29 protein-coding genes and 1 pseudogene are annotated in these 22,037 nt (G+C 63.8%); 12 read left to right on the forward strand and 18 right to left on the reverse strand.

Annotated features, from left to right (window positions below; genetic code table 11):
* The first annotated feature begins 2 nt into the window (after nt 1-2).
* From Q4G22_RS02220 to Q4G22_RS02230, 3 genes are all read left to right on the forward strand, one after another.
* Nucleotides 3-776, forward strand: a complete 774-nt coding sequence (locus Q4G22_RS02220; RefSeq protein ID WP_303384260.1) for a MetQ/NlpA family ABC transporter substrate-binding protein — start codon at nt 3-5, stop codon at nt 774-776.
* 149 nt (nt 777-925) lie between these two features.
* Complete coding sequence (locus Q4G22_RS02225; RefSeq protein WP_303384261.1) at nt 926-2,326, forward strand: FAD-binding oxidoreductase; 1,401 nt, start codon at nt 926-928, stop codon at nt 2,324-2,326.
* Between the two features lie 161 nt (nt 2,327-2,487).
* Complete coding sequence (locus tag Q4G22_RS02230) at nt 2,488-3,072, forward strand: transferrin-binding protein-like solute binding protein (RefSeq protein WP_303384262.1); 585 nt, start codon at nt 2,488-2,490, stop codon at nt 3,070-3,072.
* A gap of 49 nt (nt 3,073-3,121) precedes the next feature.
* On the opposite strand, the gene Q4G22_RS02235 is transcribed toward Q4G22_RS02230, so the two are convergent.
* Together Q4G22_RS02235 and Q4G22_RS02240 are read right to left on the reverse strand one after the other, a co-directional pair.
* Complete coding sequence (locus Q4G22_RS02235; protein WP_303384263.1) at nt 3,122-3,655, reverse strand: adenine phosphoribosyltransferase; 534 nt, start codon at nt 3,653-3,655, stop codon at nt 3,122-3,124.
* Nucleotides 3,652-4,248 (reverse strand): flavin reductase family protein, encoded by a 597-nt coding sequence (locus tag Q4G22_RS02240; RefSeq protein WP_303384264.1) that lies wholly within the window; start codon nt 4,246-4,248, stop codon nt 3,652-3,654. The genes Q4G22_RS02235 and Q4G22_RS02240 overlap by 4 nt, the downstream gene beginning before the upstream one ends.
* Before the next feature lie 112 nt (nt 4,249-4,360).
* Here Q4G22_RS02240 and Q4G22_RS02245 point away from each other — a divergent pair, with 112 nt between their 5' ends.
* Nucleotides 4,361-4,978 (forward strand): GNAT family N-acetyltransferase, encoded by a 618-nt coding sequence (locus Q4G22_RS02245; RefSeq protein WP_303384265.1) that lies wholly within the window; start codon nt 4,361-4,363, stop codon nt 4,976-4,978.
* Nucleotides 4,938-5,735: an EcsC family protein gene (locus Q4G22_RS02250; protein WP_303384266.1), complete on the forward strand. Its 798-nt coding sequence runs from the start codon at nt 4,938-4,940 to the stop codon at nt 5,733-5,735. The genes Q4G22_RS02245 and Q4G22_RS02250 overlap by 41 nt, the downstream gene beginning before the upstream one ends.
* Nucleotides 5,736-5,870: 135 nt before the next feature.
* Here Q4G22_RS02250 and Q4G22_RS02255 read toward each other — a convergent pair whose 3' ends face one another.
* On the reverse strand, nt 5,871-7,397 hold the full coding sequence (locus Q4G22_RS02255; protein ID WP_303384267.1) for an ATP-dependent RecD-like DNA helicase: 1,527 nt from the start codon (nt 7,395-7,397) through the stop codon (nt 5,871-5,873).
* A 119-nt stretch (nt 7,398-7,516) separates the two neighbouring features.
* On the opposite strand from Q4G22_RS02255, the gene Q4G22_RS02260 reads away from it, so the two are divergent.
* Nucleotides 7,517-7,810: a septum formation initiator family protein gene (locus Q4G22_RS02260; protein WP_303384268.1), complete on the forward strand. Its 294-nt coding sequence runs from the start codon at nt 7,517-7,519 to the stop codon at nt 7,808-7,810.
* Here the strand turns inward: Q4G22_RS02260 and Q4G22_RS02265 are convergent.
* Nucleotides 7,807-8,151, reverse strand: a complete 345-nt coding sequence (locus Q4G22_RS02265) for a TfoX/Sxy family protein (protein WP_303384269.1) — start codon at nt 8,149-8,151, stop codon at nt 7,807-7,809. The two genes, Q4G22_RS02260 and Q4G22_RS02265, sit on opposite strands and share 4 nt — an antisense overlap.
* A 164-nt stretch (nt 8,152-8,315) precedes the next feature.
* On the opposite strand from Q4G22_RS02265, the gene pdhA reads away from it, so the two are divergent.
* The 3 genes from pdhA to Q4G22_RS02280 are packed head-to-tail and all read left to right on the forward strand — an operon-like array spanning nt 8,316 to nt 12,048.
* Nucleotides 8,316-9,350: a pyruvate dehydrogenase (acetyl-transferring) E1 component subunit alpha gene (pdhA, locus tag Q4G22_RS02270; protein ID WP_303384270.1), complete on the forward strand. Its 1,035-nt coding sequence runs from the start codon at nt 8,316-8,318 to the stop codon at nt 9,348-9,350.
* A 16-nt stretch (nt 9,351-9,366) separates the two neighbouring features.
* Nucleotides 9,367-10,749 (forward strand): pyruvate dehydrogenase complex E1 component subunit beta, encoded by a 1,383-nt coding sequence (locus tag Q4G22_RS02275; protein ID WP_303384271.1) that lies wholly within the window; start codon nt 9,367-9,369, stop codon nt 10,747-10,749.
* A 12-nt stretch (nt 10,750-10,761) separates the two neighbouring features.
* On the forward strand, nt 10,762-12,048 hold the full coding sequence (locus Q4G22_RS02280; protein WP_303384272.1) for a pyruvate dehydrogenase complex dihydrolipoamide acetyltransferase: 1,287 nt from the start codon (nt 10,762-10,764) through the stop codon (nt 12,046-12,048).
* Nucleotides 12,049-12,229: 181 nt separating this feature from the next.
* Here Q4G22_RS02280 and Q4G22_RS02285 read toward each other — a convergent pair whose 3' ends face one another.
* A complete protein-coding gene (locus Q4G22_RS02285) occupies nt 12,230-13,000 on the reverse strand; it encodes a division plane positioning ATPase MipZ (protein WP_303384273.1) in 771 nt (256 codons plus the stop codon).
* A gap of 127 nt (nt 13,001-13,127) precedes the next feature.
* Between Q4G22_RS02285 and Q4G22_RS02290 the strand changes: the two genes are divergently transcribed.
* Entirely contained in the window at nt 13,128-13,592 is a 465-nt protein-coding gene (locus Q4G22_RS02290) for an Rrf2 family transcriptional regulator (protein WP_303384274.1), read from the forward strand.
* Between the two features lie 127 nt (nt 13,593-13,719).
* Here Q4G22_RS02290 and Q4G22_RS02295 read toward each other — a convergent pair whose 3' ends face one another.
* Nucleotides 13,720-13,890 (reverse strand): hypothetical protein, encoded by a 171-nt coding sequence (locus tag Q4G22_RS02295; RefSeq protein ID WP_303384275.1) that lies wholly within the window; start codon nt 13,888-13,890, stop codon nt 13,720-13,722.
* Nucleotides 13,891-14,121: 231 nt separating this feature from the next.
* Here Q4G22_RS02295 and Q4G22_RS02300 point away from each other — a divergent pair, with 231 nt between their 5' ends.
* Nucleotides 14,122-14,343: a hypothetical protein gene (locus Q4G22_RS02300; RefSeq protein ID WP_303384276.1), complete on the forward strand. Its 222-nt coding sequence runs from the start codon at nt 14,122-14,124 to the stop codon at nt 14,341-14,343.
* A gap of 81 nt (nt 14,344-14,424) precedes the next feature.
* On the forward strand, nt 14,425-14,694 hold the full coding sequence (locus tag Q4G22_RS02305) for a hypothetical protein (RefSeq protein ID WP_303384277.1): 270 nt from the start codon (nt 14,425-14,427) through the stop codon (nt 14,692-14,694).
* 57 nt (nt 14,695-14,751) lie between these two features.
* Here the strand turns inward: Q4G22_RS02305 and Q4G22_RS15675 are convergent.
* From Q4G22_RS15675 to ffh, 12 genes and pseudogenes are all read right to left on the reverse strand, one after another.
* A pseudogene (locus Q4G22_RS15675) lies at nt 14,752-15,626 on the reverse strand (ABC transporter six-transmembrane domain-containing protein).
* Between the two features lie 78 nt (nt 15,627-15,704).
* Nucleotides 15,705-15,926 carry a 50S ribosomal protein L31 gene (gene rpmE, locus Q4G22_RS02320; RefSeq protein ID WP_303384280.1) on the reverse strand — a complete coding sequence of 74 codons (222 nt, stop codon included), beginning with the start codon at nt 15,924-15,926 and terminating at the stop codon, nt 15,705-15,707.
* Nucleotides 15,927-15,937: 11 nt separating this feature from the next.
* Nucleotides 15,938-16,315: a 50S ribosomal protein L19 gene (gene rplS, locus Q4G22_RS02325; protein WP_303384281.1), complete on the reverse strand. Its 378-nt coding sequence runs from the start codon at nt 16,313-16,315 to the stop codon at nt 15,938-15,940.
* Between the two features lie 11 nt (nt 16,316-16,326).
* Nucleotides 16,327-17,154: a tRNA (guanosine(37)-N1)-methyltransferase TrmD gene (gene trmD / locus Q4G22_RS02330; protein WP_303384282.1), complete on the reverse strand. Its 828-nt coding sequence runs from the start codon at nt 17,152-17,154 to the stop codon at nt 16,327-16,329.
* Nucleotides 17,151-17,948, reverse strand: a complete 798-nt coding sequence (locus tag Q4G22_RS02335) for a hypothetical protein (protein WP_303384283.1) — start codon at nt 17,946-17,948, stop codon at nt 17,151-17,153. The genes trmD and Q4G22_RS02335 overlap by 4 nt, the downstream gene beginning before the upstream one ends.
* Nucleotides 17,945-18,439 (reverse strand): ribosome maturation factor RimM, encoded by a 495-nt coding sequence (rimM, locus tag Q4G22_RS02340; RefSeq protein WP_303384284.1) that lies wholly within the window; start codon nt 18,437-18,439, stop codon nt 17,945-17,947. The genes Q4G22_RS02335 and rimM overlap by 4 nt, the downstream gene beginning before the upstream one ends.
* On the reverse strand, nt 18,436-18,573 hold the full coding sequence (locus Q4G22_RS02345) for a hypothetical protein (protein WP_303384285.1): 138 nt from the start codon (nt 18,571-18,573) through the stop codon (nt 18,436-18,438). Before Q4G22_RS02345 ends, rimM begins: the two co-directional genes overlap by 4 nt.
* Nucleotides 18,574-18,626: 53 nt before the next feature.
* On the reverse strand, nt 18,627-18,989 hold the full coding sequence (gene rpsP / locus Q4G22_RS02350; RefSeq protein WP_303384286.1) for a 30S ribosomal protein S16: 363 nt from the start codon (nt 18,987-18,989) through the stop codon (nt 18,627-18,629).
* A gap of 40 nt (nt 18,990-19,029) precedes the next feature.
* The gene (locus Q4G22_RS02355) at nt 19,030-19,326 is read right to left on the reverse strand and encodes a chorismate mutase (protein WP_303384287.1); all 297 of its coding nucleotides are present in this window, start codon (nt 19,324-19,326) and stop codon (nt 19,030-19,032) included.
* 82 nt (nt 19,327-19,408) lie between these two features.
* The gene (locus Q4G22_RS02360; RefSeq protein ID WP_303384288.1) at nt 19,409-19,927 is read right to left on the reverse strand and encodes a GNAT family N-acetyltransferase; all 519 of its coding nucleotides are present in this window, start codon (nt 19,925-19,927) and stop codon (nt 19,409-19,411) included.
* A complete protein-coding gene (locus Q4G22_RS02365) occupies nt 19,924-20,445 on the reverse strand; it encodes a GNAT family N-acetyltransferase (RefSeq protein WP_303384289.1) in 522 nt (173 codons plus the stop codon). Before Q4G22_RS02365 ends, Q4G22_RS02360 begins: the two co-directional genes overlap by 4 nt.
* Nucleotides 20,442-21,935 carry a signal recognition particle protein gene (gene ffh / locus Q4G22_RS02370; RefSeq protein ID WP_303384290.1) on the reverse strand — a complete coding sequence of 498 codons (1,494 nt, stop codon included), beginning with the start codon at nt 21,933-21,935 and terminating at the stop codon, nt 20,442-20,444. The genes Q4G22_RS02365 and ffh overlap by 4 nt, the downstream gene beginning before the upstream one ends.
* Nucleotides 21,936-22,037: the final 102 nt, after the last annotated feature.

Raw genomic sequence — 22,037 nt, forward strand, 5'->3', positions numbered from 1 at the left:
ACATGCTGCGACTGACCACCTTTGTTTCCACCCTCGCGCTGTCGGCCGCCGCCGCGATGGCCACCGACATCACTGTTGGCGTGTCGCCCGGCGAACATGGCGAGATCATGGAAGAAGTCGCCAAGGTTGCTGCGCCCAAGGGGTTGAACATCCGCGTGATCGAGTTTTCCGATTACGTCGTTCCCAATCAGGCGCTGGCTGACGGCGATCTGAGCGCCAACAGCTTCCAGCACCGGCCCTATCTGGAAAACCAGATCAAGGATCGTGGCTTTGATCTGGTCGAGGTCGGCACCACCATCACCACCCCGATGGGCGTCTATTCCAGCAAGATCACGGATCTGGCCGATCTGCCCCAGGGCGGTCGCGTCGCCATTCCGAACGATCCCACCAATGGCGGGCGCGCCCTGCTGGTGCTGCAACAGAAGGGCGTGTTGAAACTGGCCGAGGGCACCGGCCTTGTCCCCAGCCCGCTGGATGTGACCGAAAATCCCAAGGGTTTGCGCTTTATGGAGCTGGACGCCGCGCAACTGCCGCGCGCGCTGGATGATGCGGACATCGCCGTTATCAACACCAACTATGCGCTGGCTTCGGGGCTGAACCCGCAAACCGACGCCATCGCGATGGAAGAAAACAGCCCCTATGTGAATATCATCGTGGTCAAGAACGGCACGCAGGACGAACCCTGGGTTCAGCAACTGGTCGAGGCCTATCACAGCCCCGAGGTCAAAGCCTTTATCGAGGAAAAATACGACGGCGCGGTTCTGCCCAGCTGGTGATCGGTGCAGCGGGCGGCGCAGTGTCGCCCAAAGCCGGGGGTTTCATCCCCCCAGCCCGGCCCAAGAAGGGGGCCGGGCGTTCGTCGGGAAAAGGTCCACCGGACCTTTTTCTGATCCTCCTCACCCCGTGGGATATTTAGGGACAGAAGATGCCTTTGACTCCAGCAGATGAGCGTTTGGCTAGGGTCTTGCCCGAGGGGATTTTGCGTGAGGTGACGCCGGCCTATCTGGACGAGCCGCGCGGGCGCTATCTGGGGCAGGCCGGTCTGGTGGCGGCCCCGCGCGATCTGGACGAGGTGGCGGCGGTTATCCGGGCCTGTGCTGCGGCGCGGGTGGCGGTGGTGCCGCGCGGAGGCGGCACCGGGCTGGTGGGCGGGCAGGTGATGCCGGACGGCCCCGCCCCGCTGATCCTGTCGCTGGAACGGATGGCTGCTGTGCGTGCAATTTATCCCGATGAAGGGGTTTTGGTGGCCGAAGCGGGTGTCACCTTGCAATCGGCGCGCGATACGGCGGCGGCGGCGGGGATGCAGTTTCCGCTGTCGCTGGCATCGCAGGGGACGGCGCAGATCGGTGGCGTGCTGTCCACCAATGCGGGCGGGGTCAACGTGCTGCGCTATGGATCGGCGCGGGCGCTGTGTCTGGGGGTCGAGGCAGTTTTGCCGGATGGCACGCCAATGCGCGATCTGCGGCGGCTGCGCAAGGATAACACTGGCTATGCCATCCGCGATCTGCTGATCGGGGCCGAGGGTAGTCTGGGTATTATCACTGCCGCCAGTCTGGTGCTGGCCCCGGTCCCTGCCGAAACCGGCGTGGCGATGCTGGTGGTGGAAAGCCCCGAGGCGGCGCTGCATCTGCTGGCTATGGCGCAGACGCGGATGGCGGGCGGTGTCACGGCGTTTGAACTGATCGCCGGGCAGGGGCTGCGCTTTCTGGCCGAAGTGCTGCCCGATATTCGCCAGCCCTTCCCTCAGCCGCCCGACTGGTCGGTGCTGATCGAGGTGGGTCTGCCTGCCGGGTTAAGTGCAGCGGATGCCTTGGAGGGGCTGTTCGGCGAGGCAGCCGAAGCCGGGCTGGTCAGCGACGGGGTGATCGCGCAATCGGGTGCGCAGGCGGCTGAACTGTGGACCATGCGCGAACATATCCCCGACGCCAATCGCCGTATTGGCGCCATTGCCAGCCATGACATCAGCCTGCCCCTGACCGAAATTGCCGGGTTCATCCGCGAAGCGGGCGACTGGCTGGCCGGGCAGGGGGATATGCGGGTGAATTGCTTTGGCCATCTGGGCGACGGCAATCTGCATTACAATCTGTTTCCGGCACCGGGGCGGGTGCGTGGGGATTATGACCCTCAGCGCGCGGCCCTGTCGCGGCATCTGCATCAGATGGTGGTGGGACGGGGCGGATCGTTTTCCGCCGAACATGGCGTCGGGCGGCTGAAGGTGGCCGATCTGACGCATTGGGGCGATCCGGGGCGGCTGGCGGCGATGCGGGCGATCAAGGCGGCGCTGGACCCGGTGGGAATCATGAATCCGGGCGCGGTTCTGGGCTGAACATTTGTTCAGCGCACATCTGCTTCCGATTGATCTGGTTTGCTGTAACTATCGAAAATGGATATGATTTTTCTGTAATTTCGCTGCTTCACGCGGATGGGAATTGCCTTTTGCCCGCCATCCGCGCCACTGATGAAAATTATCCTTGGTGGGAGTATGTGATGGGCTATGCGATCCAGATTGGTGCCCTTGCGACGGTTGCCGTGCTTGCCGGATGTGGCGGGGGTGGCGGCGGTTCAGGCGCGACCCTGACCAGTGATCCGGCGCGGATGTCGTTTGACGCGATGCGCAACGGGCTGATGGCGATCGACCGCGAGATGGGGCAGGGGCAGGTCAATGCGGTTATGGCGCCGACGCAGGGCCGGGCGACCTATAACGGTTACATGACCGGCGGCGTCAGTCTTGAGGAGGCGCTGAATGACCCCGAATTCGCCAGCCGGGTGCAGCTGAACGCCAACTTTGACCGTCAGACCATGGACGGGCGGTTCTATCAGTTTGCCGACAGCGACAACAATCCGGTGCAGGGCGAACTGACGCTGAGCAATGGCCAGATCGACGGCAGCCGGTTCGAGGCCGATGTGGCCGGGCGTCTGACCGACAGTGACGGCACGCGCATCCGCGTCAGCGGCGAAACCTCGGGCGGGTTTTACGGGGCGGGCGCCTTGGGCATCGCGGGCGGGGTTGTCGTCCGCGATGATGTCTATCCCGATTCCGGGCTGGTCGGCGTTTACGTCGCGAAGAAATAACGCGGGGCGGCAGAATGGGTGGCGTGACGCAGCGCCGCCGTTGCAGGGCTTAACCGCCGTTGAAACTGGTCAGGGTGTGGACATCCATGCCCAACCCTTCCAGCCGCGCCCGCCCGCCCAGATCGGGCAGGTCGATGACAAAGGCGCAGCCGACGATTTCCGCCCCAAGACGCTGGCACAGGGTGATCCCGGCCTCGGCGGTGCCGCCGGTGGCCAGCAGGTCATCGACGATCAGCACCTTTTCGCCGGGCTTGATGGCGTCGTCATGCACCTCCATCACGGCTTCGCCATATTCCAGCGCATAGCCCTGCGAAATGACCGCGCCCGGCAGCTTGCCCTTTTTACGGATCGGCACAAAGCCGGTGGACAGCTGATGCGCCACAGCGCCGCCCAGGATAAAGCCCCGCGCCTCAAGCCCCGCCACCTTGTCGATGCGCAGGCCCGCATAAGGGTTCAGCAACTGGTCGATGGCCATGCGAAAGCCGCGCGCGTCGGCAAACAGCGTGGTCACATCGCGGAAAATGATTCCCTCGTGCGGGAAATCAACGATGGTGCGGATATAGTCGCGGACGGTGCGGCTCATGGGCGGTCCTGTTCAAACGTGTCGTGGATGCTGGCGTAATCTTTATAACCAAGCCGCGCCACCCATCCCGGACCACGCAGGTCAAAACGGCCATCAATGATGCAATCATCGCGCAGATGCACGCCGGTGACGACGCCGAACACGGCAAAATTCGCCTCGCCCGCCAGCCGCACGATCTGCGTCAGGCGGCATTCCAGCGCGGCGGCGGCCCCGGCGACGCGCGGGGCGTCGATGGTGGTGCAGTCGGCGGCGGTGATACCGCAGGCGTCGAATTCGCTGATTCCGGCGGGCAGGGCGACAGAGGTGGCGTTGATCGCCTGCGCCATGTCGGCATCGCCGATATTGACGCAGAACACCCCGCTTTCCGCGATCTGGGCCACACTGTCCTTGGTGCCGCGCCGGTCGTCCTTGGCCCCGGTCGAGGCAAACATCACCTGCGGCGGCACATAGGCCACGGCGTTGAAAAAGGAATAGGGGGCCAGATTATCGCCCGCCGGGCCGCGTGTGGAAATCCAGCCGATGGGGCGCGGCGCGATGATGGCGTTAAAGGGATTGTGCGGCAGGCCGTGGCCCGTTTCGGGTCGATAGAACATGGGGTTATATCCTTTGGTTGCGGCCAGCCTGCCACCGGGGCGCGGCTTGTGCAATGTGCCCTTGCATCCCCGGCCTTGCATGGTATCCGGCCCCGCATCAGCCGGAGGTCCGATGTTTGAAATCTGCCCCGAAACCGATCAGGACACGCCCGAGGTCGAGGCGCTTTATGACCTGTGTTTCGCACCGGGGCGGACGGCGCTGTCGTCCTATCGATTGCGTGAAGGGGTGCCCAAGGTGGCTGACCTGTGCCTTGTGCTGCGTGATTCGGCGAATATCCTGCTGGCGGCGATCCGGTTCTGGCCGGTGCGGGTCGGCGGGCGGGCCACGTTGCTGCTTGGCCCCATTGCGGTTCACCCCACCGCGCAGGGTGAAGGTCTGGGCGCGATCCTGATGCGCGATTCGCTGGAGCGGGCGCGGCGTCTGGGTTGGGGGCGGATTCTGCTGGTGGGTGATGCGCCCTATTACGCGCGCTTTGGTTTTTTCCGGCTGAATGGGGTCGAGATGCCGCCCCCCACCAACCCAGACCGCGTGCTGGGGCTGGCGTTGCAGCCCGGCGCATGGGACGGCATTTCCGGCCCCGTGACCCGCGAAGAACCGGGTGAAATGCTGACGGGGCTGGCAGAACCGGCCCGCCGTTCCCATATCGGTTCAGCCTGCGTCGAGGTCGCGGGTGCCAAGGATGGAACAGATGGCCGCACAAAATCAGGTGGTTCTGCCGCCGATCACTGATCCGACCGTTCACGCCGCGATCCAGCGGCTGGCTCGCCGTTATATCGACGCGGGCGGCATGGGCATGGACATTCTGCAATCCATCGGCACCAGCGCCGAAGGGCTGATCGCCCGGCTGCCTGCCCCGGTGCGCCAGCGGATGGACCGGATCACATCGGCGGCGCTGACGCGGGCCTTTGACGCTGCCGCCGGGTCGCGCCGGGTGGTGCGCGACCGGGGCGACTGGTTCAACCGTTTCGCATCGGCTGTCAGCGGTGCCGCAGGCGGCGCGGGCGGGTTGGCCGGGGCGGTGATCGAAACGCCGGTCACGGTCACGCTGCTGTCGCGGGCCATTCTGGAAATCGCCGCCGAACATGGCTTTGACCCCGAAGACCAGGCCATTCGGGCCGAGGCGCTGCGTGTCTTTGCCGCCGCCGGGCCGATTGCCGCTGATGATGCCACCGATCTGGGCCTGCTGGCGGCCAAGCTGTCGGTGACGGGGCAAACCATTCAGGGCCTGATTGCCCGCGTGGCCCCGCGCCTGTCCGCCGTGCTGGGGCAAAAACTGGCGGCGCAGGCCGTGCCGGTGCTGGGGGCTTTTGCCGGGGCCAGCATCAACTATACCTTCACCCGCTATTATCAGGAATTGGCGCGGGTGCATTTCGGCACCCTGCGTCTGGCACAGGAAAGCGGCATCCCGAAAGAGGCGCTGACCGAAAGGCTGCGGCTGGCGATCCTGTCCTTGCAAGACCGGCAGCGGGCGGTGAGCAGGGCCTGACCGCGCCCTTGGCGAACGTCCCCTGACGCCGCGCGGCTGTGGCGGCGTGGTATTTGGCACAAACAGAAAACGGCGGGCTTGCTGTTTGCCTGAATGCGCATCTGGGGGCGCAAGGTTTTTTACGGCGGTGCTGCCTTAGGCGTCGTCGGTCTGCGCTTCCAGCGACAGCGCGGCAGGGGCCGCCGTCAGGTCCGAGGTGTCCAGCGCGCCCGAGGGGCGGGCCAGCCGAGCCTGCGTGACCCACAGCAGGCGGTGCTGCGCGCGGGTGATCGCCACATAGGTCAGGCGTTTCCACAGCGGCAGGTCGGCCTCGGTCCGGTTGGACCATGCGGCAGCGGCAATGTCGGGGCCGAACACCTGCACATCGGGCCATTGCGAACCTTGCGCCTTGTGGATCGTGATCGCCGCGCCATGCAGGAAAGCCGCGCCCATGCGGGCGGCATAGGGGATAAAGGGTTCCTCGATGTCGGGCATCTCGATCTTGACAATGCTGGCGACGGATATGCGCGGGTCTTCGGCACCGATGACATGCAGGCGGGAAAAGCCCGGTTTGCTGCCCGGCCCCAGATACACCACCTGCGCCCCTTTGATAAGGCCGCGCGCCTCAAGGTCGATGCGCTTCTTTCGGTGTTTCAGTGGCAGTTCGATGCCATCACAGATCAGTGGCTCGCCTGGCAGCAGGGCATCGCCGGGCGCGCCGTGGGCGGTGCGAAAGGCGTGGATCAGACGGATGCGGGTGGCATTGCGCCAGACCAGCACAGGGCTGCGCGCCATCAGGTCGGATTCGACCCGTTCGGCCCAGACCACGCGGGGATCGCGGGCGGCGGCTTCGCGCACCATCGCTTCGAAGGCGCGGAAATCAAGGGCCGGATCGGCCAGCGCATGGGCCAGGTCAAGGATCGGGCTGTCGTCTGCCTGCCGGTGGATACGGTTCAGAATCAGCCGCTGCGGCGACGCCAGCTTGTCAAAAACCATCTGCCCGGATTGTCCCACCGGGGCCAGCTGCGCCGGGTCGCCGAACAGCACCAGCAGCGGGAAAATCTCGCGCAGGTCGTCGAACTGGCGGTCGTCCAGCATCGAGGCTTCGTCTATCAGGCCAACGTCCAGCCCGTCCTCGCGCCGTTTCCAGCCCTTGATGAAATCTGAACCGCGCAGCCCCGCCGCAGCCAGAGCGCCGGGAATCGAGGCGTGCTGATCGTAGAACGCCTTGGCGCGGTCCAGCGCCTCGTCCGTCAGCGCCTCGATCTTGGGACGCTCGCCTTCACCCGCCAGCCATTCCGCGATCCTTTCATATTCGGGATCATAAACCGGCGTGTAAAGGATGCGGTGGATCGTGGTGGCGGGCACGCCGCGGGTGCGCAGCACGAAGGCGGCCTTGTTGGTGGGGGCCAGCACCGCCAGCGTGCGGCGATCCTTGCGGCGACGGCCTTCGTAATCGCCGCTGATAAGGTCCACCCCGGCGTCGCGCAGCGCCTGTGTGATACCGGCCAGCAGCATCGTCTTGCCCGAACCGGCCTTGCCGATCACGGCCATGACGCGCCCTTTGCCGGGCTGGGGCGGCAGGATTTCCTCGGCCGTCAGGTCGATGCCGGCCTGCCCGAATGCGTCGGCCAGGGCATCCCAGGCTTCGGCCTGATCGGGGGAAAGGGCGGGCAGGTTCATGCCCCCCCCCATAACGCCGACAGCGATGAAAGCGAAGGGGGCATCTGCCCCGCAAAGGCGGGATTCCCCTTACCGCCCTGCTGTGGCATAGTCACGGCAAAACAAGACCCCGAGCAGATATGAACCAGCGTTTTCCCCTGTCATCCGTGATCTTCTTTTTGCTGGTGATCGCATTGGGCCTGTATTTCGCCTTTGCCGCCGTGCAAGGCCCGTCCGGCATCCTGCGCCGTGTGCAGATTGAGGCCGAGACCACCGAACTGGCCGAAGAACGTGACCGTCTGCGCGGTGAGGTCAGCGAAATGCAAAATCTGACCCGGCGGCTGTCCGACGAATATCTGGATCTGGACCTGCTGGACGAACGCGCCCGCGCGGTTCTGGGTGTCGCACGCGGCGACGAGGCGGTGATCCGCTAGACCCCGGCGATTGCCGCCTGCCACGCGCGTTCGGCCCAGAGGATCAGCCGCTCGTCATCGTCGGCGATATGGGCGGGAATGGCCCAAAAGGATTTCAGTGCCTGTTCCTTGCCCCGGCTGACATAGTGCAGCGGCTGCGACCCGGCGGCTTCGTAATCGGGCCGCGAGGCATCATCGACCTTGAAATACAACTCGCCCTGCCAAGCAATGGCGAATACATGCGCCCCGCGCCAGATACCGATGCCACCAAACAGCGGGCGGCAGGTCAGGGCGGCCCAATCCGACAGGCGGTCCCTGTATTCATCGGCCAATGCCCGTGCCAGTTGCATCTGTTGTGACATGACCACCTTGCCCCTTGCCCCGTGGATAGGTGATTTGTGCCACCCCGGCCATCCTGGCGCAATGCGACCTTGCGCACGCACAACCCGGATTGCACGAGCTTTTGTGATGCGTTAACCAATGGTTTAACGCTGAACTATTCCGCCAGCCCTAAGGAGGAGCCTGCATGGCCCGGAAACCCGCCGCCGCAAAGACAGCGCAATCCAACACATCCGCAGAAGAATTGCTGACCTATTACCGCGATATGCTTTTGATCCGCCGATTCGAGGAAAAGGCGGGCCAGTTGTATGGCATGGGCCTGATCGGGGGGTTCTGCCATCTGTATATCGGGCAGGAAGCCGTCGTCGTCGGTCTTGAGGCCACCACGAAAGAGGGCGATAAGCGCATTACCAGCTATCGCGACCATGGTCATATGCTGGCCTGTGGCATGTCCGCGCGCGGCGTTATGGCCGAACTGACCGGCCGCGAGGGCGGTTATTCCAAAGGCAAGGGCGGCTCGATGCACATGTTCAGCCGCGAAAAGCATTTCTACGGCGGCCATGGTATCGTTGCCGCTCAGGTGCCACTGGGGGCGGGGCTGGCCTTTGCCGATAAATATCTGGGCAATGACAACGTGACCTTCGCCTATTTCGGCGACGGGGCGGCGAACCAGGGGCAGGTCTATGAAACCTATAACATGGCCGAACTGTGGGATCTGCCGGTGATTTTCGTCATCGAAAACAACCAGTATGCCATGGGCACCAGTGTCAAACGCTCGACCAAATCGACGACGCTGTTCGGTCGCGGCGAGGCGTTCGGCATCCCCGGCGAACAGGTCGATGGCATGGACGTGCTGGCCGTCAAGGCGGCGGGCGAAAAGGCCGTGGCGCACTGCCGCGCGGGCAAGGGGCCGTATATCCTTGAGGTGATGACCTATCGCTATCGCGGGCATTCGATGTCGGACCCGGCGAAATACCGCACCCGCGAAGAGGTGCAAAAGATGCGCGACGAACGCGACGCCATCGAGCATGTGCGCACCATGTTGCTGGACGGTGGCCATGCATCCGAAGATGACCTGAAGGCCATCGATAAGGAAATCAAGGACATCGTGAACGATTCCGCCGAATTCGCCAAGGAAAGCCCGGAACCGGCCGAAAGCGAATTGTGGACTGACATTTATGCCAGCGATCTGCCGCAAGGCAGCGCCGAAGAAAACGCCTGAGGGGAGGGCTGAACACATGGCAACCGAAATCCTGATGCCCGCCCTGTCGCCGACCATGGAGGAAGGCACGCTGGCCAAATGGCTGAAGAAAGAGGGCGACACGATCAAGGCCGGCGACATCATCGCCGAAATCGAAACCGACAAGGCCACGATGGAATTCGAGGCGGTCGATGAAGGTATTCTGGGCAAGATCCTTGTGGCCGAAGGGTCGCAAGGCGTGGCCGTGAATACCCCCATCGCCGTCATGGTCGAAGAAGGCGAGTCGGTGGAAGACGCCGCCCCCCGCGCCAGCGCACCCGCGCAGGCCAAATCCTCGGACGAGGAAAAAAAGGCCGACGATCAGCCTGCGGCTTCGGCGGTCGAGCAGGTGAAAACCCCGCAGCCCGACGACAGCCCCGACTGGCCCGAAGGCACGCCGATGAAAACCATGACCGTCCGCGAAGCCCTGCGCGAGGCGATGGCCGAAGAAATGGAGCGCGATGACACCGTGTTCCTGATGGGCGAGGAAGTGGGCGAATATCAGGGTGCCTACAAAATCTCGCAGGGGCTGCTGGACAAGTTCGGCCCGCGCCGCGTGGTCGATACCCCGATCAGTGAAATCGGCTTTGCCGGGATCGGCACCGGGGCCGCTCTGGCCGGTCTGCGCCCGATTGTCGAGTTCATGACCTTCAACTTTGCCATGCAGGCGATGGACCACATCATCAACTCGGCCGCCAAGACGCTGTATATGTCGGGCGGTCAGATGGGCTGTCCTATCGTGTTCCGTGGCCCGAACGGCGCGGCGGCCCGTGTGGCGGCGCAGCACAGCCAGGATTACGCGGCGTGGTTCGCACAGGTTCCCGGCCTGAAGGTCGTGCAGCCCTATTCCGCGGCCGACGCCAAGGGCCTGCTGAAAACCGCGATCCGCGACCCGAACCCGGTGATCTTCCTTGAGAACGAGATCCTTTACGGACGTTCGTTCGAGGTGCCGGATCTGGAAGATTTCACCATTCCCTTCGGCAAGGCGCGCATCGCCCGCAAGGGCAGCGATGTGACCATCGTCAGCTTTGGCATCGGTATGGCGCACGCGCTGGCCGCCGCCGACAGGCTGGCCGAAGATGGCATCGACGCCGAGGTGATCGATCTGCGCACGCTACGCCCGATCGATTATGACACGGTGATCGCCTCGGTGATGAAAACCAACCGCTGCGTAACCGTGGAGGAAGGCTTCCCGGTGGCCAGTATCGGCAACCATCTGTCGGCCTATATCATGGAAAACGCCTTCGATTACCTTGATGCTCCGGTCATCAACTGCACCGGCAAGGACGTGCCCATGCCCTATGCCGCCAACCTTGAAAAACTGGCGCTGGTGACGGCTGATGAAGTCGTGGCAGCGGTCAAAAAAGTCACCTATCGGTAAGGGGGAACGACCATGGCAACCGAAATCCTGATGCCCGCCTTGTCCCCCACGATGGAGGAAGGCACGCTGGCCAAATGGCTGGTGAAAGAGGGTGATACCGTCAAATCCGGCGATATTCTGGCCGAGATCGAAACCGACAAGGCCACGATGGAATTCGAGGCGGTCGATGAAGGCATCGTCGGCAAAATTCTGGTGGCCGAAGGCTCTGCCGGGGTCAAGGTGAACACCGCCATCGCTGTGCTGATCGAGGAAGGCGAAAGCATGGATGCGGTGCCCGCACCCAAGGCGCAGACCGACGCCCCCGCACCCAAGGCTGAAGCCGCACCCGCTGCTGCCCCTGCGGCGACGCCCGCACCTGCCGCCCCCAGCCGGGACGGCAACCGCGTCTTCGCTTCGCCCCTGGCGCGGCGGATTGCGGCGGAAAAGGGCATCGACCTGTCGGCGTTGAAAGGCACGGGCCCGCATGGCCGGATCGTCAAGGCCGATGTCGAAGGCGCCAAACCCGGCGCTGCCGCACCTGCCCCGGCACAGGCAGTTGCCCCTGCCGCCGCGCCCGCCAAACCGGCGGCTGGTCCCTCGGCTGAAGCCATCCTCAAGATGTATGAAGGCCGCGAGATCGAGGAAGTCGCCCTCGACGGGATGCGCCGCACCATCGCTGCCCGTCTGGGCGAGGCCAAACAGACCATCCCGCATTTCTACCTGCGCCGGTCGGCCAAGCTGGACGAATTGATGAAATTCCGCGCCACGCTGAACAAACAGCTGGAATCGCGCGGGGTGAAACTGTCGGTCAACGACTTCATCATCAAGGCTTGCGCGCTGGCCCTGCAAGAGGTGCCCGACGCCAATGCCATCTGGGCCGGCGACCGGATCGTGAAACTGAAACCCTCGGATGTGGCTGTGGCGGTCGCGGTCGAAGGCGGGTTGTTCACGCCGGTGCTGAAAGATGCACAGCAGAAAACCCTGTCGGCGCTGTCATCAGAGATGAAAGACCTCGCCAACCGCGCCAAGAACAAAAAGCTGGCCCCGCACGAATATCAGGGCGGCAGCTTTGCGATTTCCAACCTTGGCATGTTTGGTATCGAAAACTTCGATGCGGTCATTAACCCGCCGCATGGCGCAATCCTTGCCGTGGGCGCGGGCATCCAGACCCCGGTGGTGGAAAACGGCGAAGTCGTGGTGCGCAATGTCATGTCGATGACGCTGTCGGTCGATCACCGCGTCATCGACGGTGCCCTTGGTGCGCAACTGCTGCAAGCCATCGTCGCCCATCTGGAAAACCCGATGGGAATGCTGGCCTAAGACCCGGACATATAAAACGAAAAGGGGCCTTGCAGCCCCTTTTTTATGCCTTTTTGGTATCTTCTGTCCCTAAATATCCCACGGGGTGAGGAGGATCAGAAAAAGGTCCGGTTGACCTTTTTTCGACGAACGCCCGGCCCCCTTCCTGGACCGGGCTGGGGGGAACCCCCGGCTTTGGGCGTCAAAAATTCACCACCACGCCCGGCAGATTCAGCGTCGTAATCAGGTCGCGCAATTCCTGCCGCCCGGCGATGTTCGACATCGACAACTGTTCGGTCCCGATGTCGCGCAGATCCAGCAGGGTCAGTCCGCGCGGGAACAGTTCGCGGAAAATCACCCGTTCGGAAAAACCCGGCGCGACACGGAAACCAATGCGTTTCGACAGGCTGGCCAGCGCGCCGCCGACCTTGCGCTTGTTATGCATGGCTTGCGTGCCCAGACGGTTGCGCAGCACCAGCCAGTCGATCGCCCCCGCCCCCGCCTGCGCCCGCATCTGCCGTGCTGCCCAGACCATTTCGGCATAGATCGAGGGACCAAGCACTTTGCCCTCGGGCGACATATGTGCCAGCAGGTCAAAGTCGATGAAGCTGTCATTCATCGGCGTTATCAGCGTATCGGCCAGCGTATGGGCCATCTGGCTCAGCTTGGTGTGCGATCCGGGGCAATCCAGCAGGATGAAATCGCAATCCGGCTCAAGTTCGGTCAGCGCCGGGGACAGCGGATCAGGGCCATCGGCCAGCACGCCCAGCCGGGGTGTGGGCAGGTCCAGCCCCTCGCGTTTCAGGAAATGCGCACGGTTTTCCAGATAACGGCCAAAGCTGCGCTGGCGCACGTCCAGATCCAGCGCGCCGATGCGATGCCCCATCCGTGCCAATGCGGTGGCAACATGCATTGAGGTGGTCGATTTCCCCGACCCGCCCTTTTCATTTCCAACGACGATGATATGCGCCAAAGGTCTGCCCCAAATGAACCGGGGCGACCCTAGCGGCCATACCCGTTGTTGAAAAGCCGGGCAGGGCGTGAAAGCTGTGGACAAGCCCGCAACCTGATGCGCAGGATGCGGGACGGCAGGAAAAGTGATGATTACGCAAAAGACAAAATACGCGCTGAAGGCACTGTCGGTGCTGACAGATGAATACGATGGCGACCGTAAACCGTTGCAGATCGAGGAAATCGCCCGCCGATCGGGTGCGCCCAAGCGGTTTTTGGAACATATCCTGCTGGAAATCCGCAACACCGGCATTCTGCGGTCTGTGAGGGGGCGCAATGGCGGCTATGCACTGGCGCGCGATCCGGCGCAGGTGCCGCTGTCTGACCTGCTGCGCCGGATCGACGGGCCGCTGGCACCGCTGCCCTGCCTGTCCACGAAATCCTATCAGCGGTGCGAGGATTGCGCCGACGAAGAAAGCTGCCGCGTCCGCCGCCTGTTCGCCGAAGTGTTCTGGTCTTACCTGCTGCTGCTGGAATCGCTGACACTGGCCGACCTGCGCCGCAGCAAAATCGCCGATCTGCCTGCTTTGCCCGAAGGGCAGCAGGCCGAATGACCGGCGTGGCCCGCCCTTTAGGGGCGCGCCTTGCTCCCCCTCAGACGGCGCGACGCCACTAACCCGCCCAGAGCCGTCACAGGCGGGGTGCCGGTGTGTCGCGTCGTCCGCCCGCCACCCCGTCGCGTCAAACGTGCCGATCATCAGCGCCGGTTCGTCCGTCTGTCTGTATCAGGGTGATGCCCAGATCGGTCCAGAACCCGAGTGAATCGTCCATATTGGGTGGCGCAAAGGCGCGGATGTCAGGCTGCGTCGGGTCGGTGTGCAGCCTGGTCGCCGATGCGATGCCAGTGTCCAAGGCCAGACCTGTCGCGATCGCAAAAGATGCGGTGCAGGTAGGTGTTCGTTATCAAGAGAACGGCGCGGTGGTCTTGATGATCTCGGGTGATGAAGAAACGGGCATGACCCGGCTACCCTTGGGGTGTGTAACAATATCTACCACAGGGGTCGTCTTTTTTCTTGATTAACACGACGAATCATGTCGTAATTAAATCATCGCAAGAGACCACAACCAGAAGGAGGAGATGCGATGACGATGTTTACGCGACTTTCGGCCCTGTTCGTGAACGCGCGTTGTGTCCCGGATATGGTCTCGGTGCGGTTGGTCGATTTGTCCACCGGCCAGCCACACCGGATCAATGGTCTTAGCCTGTCGATGCGCACCGACACCCCGGATGAGGTGATGGCGCAATTGATGCGAGGCCGTGATCCGGCGCGATGGCGGGCAGAGGTGGTCGGCAGTCCGGTCTGACCACGCCCGCGCCCTGAACCGGCTGGCACCCGTGCGGGTGCCAGCACAGATCAACACAATGTTGTCAGCGGAGGAACTGAAATGCACCATTTTGCTATGTCGGGCTTTTCACCTTATGCGATGCCGATCCCTTACGATGAATATGATGATCTGATCCGGCGCGAGGGCGGGGAACTGGCCACCATCACGGTTGCAGGCACGCAAACTGCCCAAGGCACGGTGTTGCGCCGATACTGGGATGGACGTGTCACCATCGACGCCGGTGGTCGCCATCTGACCGGCTATCCGGTCGGGGTTGCCCCTGCGGTTCGGGGCGATGGCTGGCTGGGCCGTCTGCTGGGGCGCGCCTGACCTATGGCCGCGCAAGGGCAGACGCCGCCCGCATATGGGCGGCGTCTGCTGGCAGTGTTAAGCGCTGTTGTCGGATTCCGGCAGGCGGCTGATCCGCTCGGTTATTTCGCGCAGGCGTGTCAACGCCTGTAAAGCCACCGGCAGTTGCACGGCGGATTGCAGGAACTCTTGCGAATAAGCGATAACGGAAAAGATCGTGCCGGGGCTGCCGCCAAGGCGGGTTGCGGCGAACCAGATATTGAAGGCCAGCATCGACAGCAGCACCAGAAAAATCAGCCCATAGACGATGCTTTCGGTGTCGGACAACCGCACCTCTTGCCGACGCAGCCGCAGGAAATGCGCGGCGATCCGGCGCGGGCTGTGGCTGTCCAGCGCGCTGATCTGCCCTTCGGCGGCCTCGTTCAAAGCACCGTTCAGGCGGAAAAGCGTGGTGCGGCGACGGCATAGATCAGCAGCATGACGACCAGCGCCCCGGCGGAACTGGCCGCCAGATAGCCGTGAAAGAACAACAGAACCACCGCCGCGACGATGACCTGCACCAGCGATGTCATGGCCTCGGGCGCGGTGTTTTCCAGAAAGTCCACCAGCTCAAGCCCCATCAGAACCCGTGCGTTTCTGACGCTGACCGGATCGCTGGCCGACCGGGCAGCCTGCACTTTGCCCAGCTCAACCCGGATCGTTCCGTAAACCCGCGTATCATACAGCCGCCGCATGGTCGCAATGGCCAGCAGGCTGAACAGCATCAGCAACAGGTGCCGGAACGAGGTCCAGTCGTTTTTCACCAGCCCGTCAATCGACCAGCCAATAAGCAGGGGCATCAGCGCGAAAAGCGCCGTTTCCAGCAGCGTCAGCACCCATGTGATGCCGACCTGCCACCAGAACACACGAAACAATCTGCCAACCGACAGCCGATCCTGCATTCCCAGTGACATGAGTGCCCCTTTCCGAATGAAAACGCCGCCCCAAGGGGCGACGTTTCCGTGTTCGCGCGTTTTCCGTGCAGGTCGGGATCAGAAGCCCAGACCGGCGTATTTGTTTTTGAACTTGGACACACGGCCGCCGGTGTCCATCAGGCGGGACGAACCGCCCGTCCATGCCGGGTGCGAGGTCGGGTCGATGTCCAGCGCCATGGTGTCGCCTTCCTTGCCCCAGGTCGAACGCACCTGATAGGTGGTGCCATCGGTCATCTTGACTTCGATCAGGTGATAGTCGGGGTGAATATCGTTGCGCATCGCCGATCTCCTTATGCGTCAGCTTTGGGCTTGTAGTTGGTTTTTTCGGCGATCCGGGCCGATTTACCGCGACGGTCGCGCAGGTAATACAGCTTGGCGCGGCGCACACGGCCACGACGCACAACCTCGATCGAGGCGACGTTGGTGGCATAGAGCGGGAACACACGTTCCACACCTTCACCGAACGAGATCTTGCGCACGGTGAACGAGGCGCCGATGCCATTGCCGCCCTTGCGGCTGATGCAGACGCCTTCATAGTTCTGAACGCGGGTGCGGGTGCCCTCGGTCACTTTGTAACCGACGCGGATGGTGTCACCGGCCTTGAAATCGGGGATGTTTTTGCCAAGCTCGGCGATTTGCTCGGCTTCCAGTTGGGCGATCAGGTTCATCGCAATTCCTTTCATGTCTCGCGGCGGTCCCGCGATTGGTCTGATGCGCCCGAGAGCTGTCGGTCCTTTGTCGGGTCCATACGGGTTTCGTATGCCCGCCACAGGTCGGGGCGGCGTTCCTTGGTCAGCCTTTCGGCCTGCGATGCCCGCCAACTGGCAATGGCCGCGTGATTGCCGGACAACAGAACATCCGGTATCGCACGGCCTTCCCATTCAGCGGGCTTCGTATACTGCGGATGCTCAAGCAGACCTTCGGAAAAGGATTCCTCGGTCAGCGACGCCTGATTCCCCAGCACGCGCGGTATAAGCCGAACCGTCGCGTCGATCAAGACCTGAGCGGCCAGTTCGCCGCCGGTCAGAACATAGTCTCCGATGCTGATTTCCTCGATCCGGCGAGCGTCCAGAACGCGCTGGTCCACGCCCTCGAACCGGCCGCAGATCAGCGTCATACCCGGCCCCAGGGCCAGATCGCGCGCGCGGGCCTGCGTGAATGGCGCGCCGCGCGGCGACAGGTAAATCACCGGCAGGCCGGGGTCGGCGCAGTCCAGCGCGGCGGCCATCACATCGGGGCGGATCACCATGCCCGCTCCGCCGCCCGCGGGTGTGTCATCGACATTGCGGTGCCGCCCGATGCCATGGTCGCGCAAGGGGATGGTGCGCAGGTTCCACAGACCTTCGGCCAGCGCGCGTCCGGTCAATGACAGGCCAAGGATGCCGGGAAACGCCTCGGGGAGCAGAGTGACGATGTTCGCCGTCCATGCGCCGCGCACCTGTGGTTCGGCCATCAGGTCGCGCGGGGTGGCGCTGGTGCGGATCGACAGGCGGCCATGGGATTTCATGCGGACATCTTTCCGGTGGGGGACAACAGCGCGCGTTTGGACTGCGCCAGCGCATCGGCGTCAAGCAGCGAGCGGTTCAGTTCCAGCATCCGGTCCGTCAGCGCGTGGTCCGAGCGGTGCAGATGCGGCACCGGCGTCAGTTGGTCCAGTGCGGCGGCAGGCAGGTGCAGGAAATCGACGAAGGGCTGCGCGATACCCCAGCGTTCACCGGCCAGCGTGGCGATGTCGGTTGCCGTGACGGTCGCACCGGGAATGGTCAGTGCCGCCCGCTGCGCCAGCGGCCAGCGGGCCAGTTCAGTGGCCAGATCGGCGGCGCTGGCGGTCATGCGCGGGCCGTTCAGCCGCCTTGCGTGATGGGCGTGGATGCTGCGCGCCCATGCCGTCTGATCGCGCAGCGACAGGTGGATCGTGACCTCGGTTGCGTCGATGGTCTCGCGCAGCGCGGCGACCAGTTCCGTCAGGATCAGGGCGGTGGCGGGGTAGGGCGGGCCGTCGCCGCGCGGCATCGGGCCGATCAGGTTTTCGGCGCTGATGATGACATCGCGCGGTGTCTTGCCGGGACGGGCCAGCGACAGCCCGCCGATGAACTGCCGCATCTCGTCGCCAAGGGCGGCCAGATTGTGGGGCGAAGGTGCGCGGGTCTGGGCAAAGGCCAGCCGCGTCAGTTCAGTGATGCGGGCAGGCAGGATCAGCGCCGTATGGGGCCAGATCAGCGGGCCATTGGCCCACAGGAACTGCTGCACGCTTTTGGTGCCGGTCTTGTGAAAACCGGGGTGCAGCAGGACGCGGCTCATTCGTCGCTGTCCGGTGGGTCGGCAACGATGCGGCGCGCGGTCAGATCGACGGTTGGCACGGCGGCACGGGTGAAGGGGATCAGCATCGGATATGGGCCGTGAATGTCCAGAATGTCGCCTGCGCCATGGTCAAAGATGGCGCGCACGCGGCCCAGAACGCGTCCGCCGGTGTCCACCACCTCTAGCCCGATCAGGTCGGTATGATAGAATTCGTCGTCAGGCAGGCTGGGCAGCGCATCGCGCGCGGCCCACAGCGTCACACCCTTTAGCCGTTCGGCGTCCTCGCGGGTCGTAACGCCCGACAGCCGTGCACCAAGCCCGCCGGTGACGGGGCGCGTCAGCCGCACGGTAAAGGACCGCGCGCCATCCTCGGTCGTCAGAGGGCCATAGGTGGCGATGTCGGGCGGGTTGGCGCAGAAACTTTTCAACCGCACCTCGCCCTTGACGCCAAAGGCCCCCGCGATGGCGCCGATACAGATGCGATCACTCATGACAGCCCCCGGCACAGGTTGCCCCGTATCGCGCCACCCGCGTCAAGGCAGGCGTCCTTGGCCAGCCAGCGTTCGGCACCACGTCCGGCGATAAAACCAGCGGTAAAGATGATGGCCAATAACAGCACGCGCATGGGGCTTTCGTCCGATAAGGAAAGGCCCGCCCGATGGGGGCGGGCCAGAGCATTTATTCCGAGGCTGCCTCGGCCGGGGCGGCGTTACGCTCGGCCTTTTTGGCGGCGCGTTCCTGGGCGGCTTTGCCCGGCTCGCCTTTTTTCAGATTCTTGCGCTCGGCCTTGGGGCGGGCGCCGGCGGCTTCGAGAAAGCGGGCCACGCGGTCAGTCGGCTGCGCGCCCTGATCCAGCCAGTGCTGAACGCGCGTCATGTCCATTTTCACGCGCTCTTCGCTGTCTTTAGGCAGCAAGGGGTTATAGGTGCCCAGCTTTTCGATGAAACGACCGTCGCGCGGCATCCGGCTGTCGGTTGCGACGATGGCGTAGTGCGGGCGTTTCTTGCTGCCACCACGGGCAAGACGGATCTTCATGGCCATTGGTTTTCTCCTTTGAATGGCGGTGTGGGGCGTGGCCCCGTCAGGATTGGAAGCTTTCGTGATGGCGGATCACCTCGGCGATCACGAAGTTCAGGAATTTGCGCGCGAATTCCGGGTCCAGGTCGGCCTCGCGCGCGAGGCGTTCCAGCCGTGCGATCTGGGTTGCCTCGCGGGCGGGATCGGACGGCGGAAGATCATGTTCGGCCTTGAGATGGCCGACGGATTGGGTGTGCTTGAACCGCTCGGCCAGCGTATAAACCAGAATGGCATCCAGCCGGTCGATGCTGGCGCGGTGTTCGGCCAGCAGCGTGGCGGCGCGGGTGGTGTCATCGGTCATCGGACGGCCTTTGCGGTGAGGGCAGGAGCGGGGGCTGTCTGCCCCCGCACCCCCGAGGATATTTGCAAACGAAAGACAGACATCACGCGGTTTCCTGCGGATGACGCCAGACGTTCAGGATACCAAAGGGGCTTTCCCATGTGCCCTGATGCTGGCAACCGATGCGTTGCGCCAGCATGGCCGAGCGGTCGTTGGGTATCGGCACAAAGGACACCAGCGGTGCCATGCCTTGCGCGGCGGCCCATTTGCGGGCCGCGATGGCGGCCTCGGTGGCGTAGCCGTGCCCTTCAAAGCCTTCGAACAGTTGCCAGCCCAGTTCCGGTTCGGGCCAGTCCAGATGCTGGATGATGCCCGCGCTGCCGATGACCTGGCCGGTTTCGCGCAGTTCGATCATCCAGTAGCCAAAGCCCATCAGCGCCCAATGGCCGGGCAGGGCCAGAAAGGTAAACCAGTTTTCGAACCGGGTGCGCGGGCCGCCGACAAAGATGCTGCGCACATCGGAATAGAAGGCGTCATAGGCATCGAAATCTTCGCGCCGGGGGGCGCGCAGGATCAGGCGTTCGGTTTCTACGGTGGGGATGATCGAAGGGGCAGGGGTCATGCGACAACCTCGTGGCGAAAGCGCAACATCAGACCATAGGGCGTTTGCCAGTCGCCATCGGGCCGCGCGCCCATGCGTTCGGCCAGCCGGATCGAGCGGTGGTTGCCCGTCTCGATCGACGAGATCGGGCGGGTGATGCCGAACAGGCGGGCGGCGGCGTTGCGGGCGGCGGTTGCCGCTTCTTGGGCGATGCCGCGCCCCTCTTGACCGTTGCCATACAGCATCCAGCCCAATTCCGGTTCGGGCCAGTTGTCGGAGTGATAGATACCCGCGCGGCCGATGGTCTGGCCGGTTTCGCGGTGTTCGATTTCCCAAAAGCCATAGCCGCGCAGCAGCCATTGCCCGGCATTTGCGGCAAATTCCGACCACGCCTGATCGCGCTTCATCGGTCCGCCGACGGGTTTGCTGCGCGGATCGGCATAGAACGCCGCCACGGCATCGAAATCCGCCAGGCGCGGGCCGCGCAGGATTAGTCGTTCCGTTTCCAGAACCGGAATATGATCGACCAGCGCGATCATTTCTTGCCAAACATCCCCGACAGGCCGCCCGGCAGGCCCATGCCGCCAAGCTGCCCGCCCAAGCCCCGCGGGTCTTGCAGCATCTTGGCCGCCTCGGCCATTTTCGCCGGATCGGCGCTGGCCATGTCGGGCAGGCCGCCGTCCTTGCCCATCATCGCGCGCATGGCCTGTCGCATCATGCCGCCCTTCATCTTGCCCAGCTTTTTCATCGTATCGCCCATCTGCCGCTGCATCTTCAGCAGACGGTTCAGGTCTTGCACGTCAAGGCCAGCCCCGGTGGCGATGCGTTTCTTGCGGCTGGCTTGCAGCAGGTCGGGGTTCGCCCGTTCCTTTTTCGTCATCGAGTTGATCAGCGCGATCTGGCGGCGGATCATCACGTCGTTCATGCCCGCGTCTTCGGCCTGTTTGGCCATTTTCGCCATGCCGGGCATCATCGACATGATCGACTGCATCCCGCCCATCTTTTGCATCTGTTCCAATTGGCTGCGCATGTCATTCATGTTGAACAGCCCCTTCTGGAACCGTTTCACCATGCGTTCGGCCTGTTCGGCCTCCAGCACCTGCTGGGCCTTTTCGACCAAGGCCACGATGTCGCCCATGCCGAGGATGCGGCCCGCGACACGCTGCGCATCGAACGATTCCAGTGCGTCCATCTTTTCGCCAAGGCCGACAAAGCGGATCGGCTTGCCGGTCACGGCGCGCATCGACAGGGCGGCACCGCCGCGTCCGTCGCCGTCCATCCGGGTCAGCACGACGCCGCTGATCCCGACCTTGCCGTCAAATTCGGTGGCGACGTTCACCGCGTCCTGACCCGTCAGGCCATCGACAACCAACAGGGTTTCGCGCGGCTGTGCGATGTCGCGCACGGCCTGCACCTCGTCCATCAGCTGCTGGTCGATGTGCAGACGGCCAGCGGTGTCCAGCATGAACACGTCATAACCGCCCAGGGTGGCCTGCTGTTTCGCCCGCCGCGCGATCTGCACCGCCGATTCGCCCGGCACGATGGGCAGGGTATCGACGCCGATCTGCTGGCCCAGAATGGCCAACTGCTCCATCGCGGCGGGGCGGTTGGTGTCCAAGGACGCCATCAACACGCGCTTTTTCTCGCGTTCCTTCAACCGGCGGGCCAGTTTGGCGGTGGTGGTGGTTTTGCCCGAACCTTGCAGGCCCACCATCAGGATCGGCGCGGGCGGGTTGTCGATGCGCAGGGCGTCGTCGCCCTCATCCCCCGCCAGAACCTTGATCAGCTCGTCATGGACGATCTTGACCACCTGCTGGCCGGGGGTGATGGATTTCGTCACTGCCGCGCCCGTGGCCTTGGCCGTGACCGATTTCACGAAAGACCGCGCGACGGGCAGCGACACGTCCGCCTCAAGCAAGGCGGTGCGCACCTCACGCATGGCGGCGGTGACGTCATCTTCGGTCAGCGCGCCCTGTTTGGTCAGCCGGTCGAAGACGCCGCCAAGGCGGTCGGAGAGGTTCTCGAACATGGCGGGCCTCCTGCGGTCCAAAACACGAATTGCCCCCGTGGGCGCAGCCGCGCTGACGGGGGGCGATCCCCGCATGTGACGGGGACCGGAAGGGGTATCCTT

The sequence above is a fragment of the Paracoccus sp. (in: a-proteobacteria) genome (assembly GCF_030538655.1).
GTDB lineage: Bacteria > Pseudomonadota > Alphaproteobacteria > Rhodobacterales > Rhodobacteraceae > Paracoccus.